Raw genomic sequence first — 1,078 nt, forward strand, 5'->3', positions numbered from 1 at the left:
ACCTTCACCTATTCGCCGACCCGGCGCTGGCTGACGCGGCTGACGACGACCAGGGGCACGACGGTGCTGATGGACAATCAGTATACCCGCGACAATGTCGGCCGCATCAAGACCATCACCGGGCTGACGGCCAACGACAACTGGACCTACTCCTATGACCAGCTCGGTCGTCTGGTGAGCGGTGACAACGGCGGCGACAACGCTCTCGACGAGACCTACGCCTATGCCGACAATCATAATCTGCTGTCCCGCACCCGGATCGGCGCCTATACCTATCCGGCGCCGACAGCGGTGCGCCCGCATGCGGCAACGCAGATTGGTGCAAAGACCATTAGCTATGATGCCAACGGCAATATGGTCTCGGACGGCACCCGCACGCTGACCTGGGATGTGGAGAACCGTCTGTCCACCGTCACCCAGGGCGGCAGCACGGTCACCTACCTCTACGGTCCTGACGGAGCGCGGGTGAAGAAGAGCTGGGCCTTCGGTACAACGCTCTATCCCAATGCTGACGTCGAGATCGACCGCTCGACACCGGGCACGGATATCTACACCGTCTACCCGCATCCGGACGCCAAGATCGTCGCCAACCTGTCTGCCGCAACGAAGACCACCTACCTCCTGCATCGCGATCACCTGGCTTCGGTCAGGCTGGTGACGGGGGCACCCAACGGCAATATCGTCGAACAGACCGGTTATGCCGCCTTCGGCGAGCGCACCAACACGGCGATGCAAACCCAGAAGGGCTATATCGGCGAGCGCTTCGATCCCGAAACCGGGCTGATGTATCTCAATGCCCGGTACTACGACCCCGCCTTCGGCAGATTCATCTCGCCAGACGACTGGGACCCGACCAAGGACGGCGTCGGCACCAACCGCTACAGCTATGCCGAAAACGATCCCGTCAATAAGTCAGATCCAAACGGGCATCAATGGGGTCAGCTGAGTGGGAACGTCACCCAGTCGCTGGGCGAAGTTTTGAGCAGGGCGTTTGGGGGGGCTGCTTCGGCTGGTGAAGGCATCGCGTCCTCGTTCTCGGCCCGTGGGGGGGCCGTGGGCGTGTTTTTAGGGGTTCTTC

General features: G+C 61.8%; 1 protein-coding gene. It reads left to right on the top strand.

Annotated elements, in window-relative coordinates:
* A partial coding sequence (locus AC1D35_RS36350) for an RHS repeat-associated core domain-containing protein (protein WP_477942879.1) occupies nucleotides 1-1,078 on the top strand: 1,078 nt, incomplete at both ends.

It is taken from the genome of Rhizobium sp. P1_E6 (assembly GCF_056405875.1).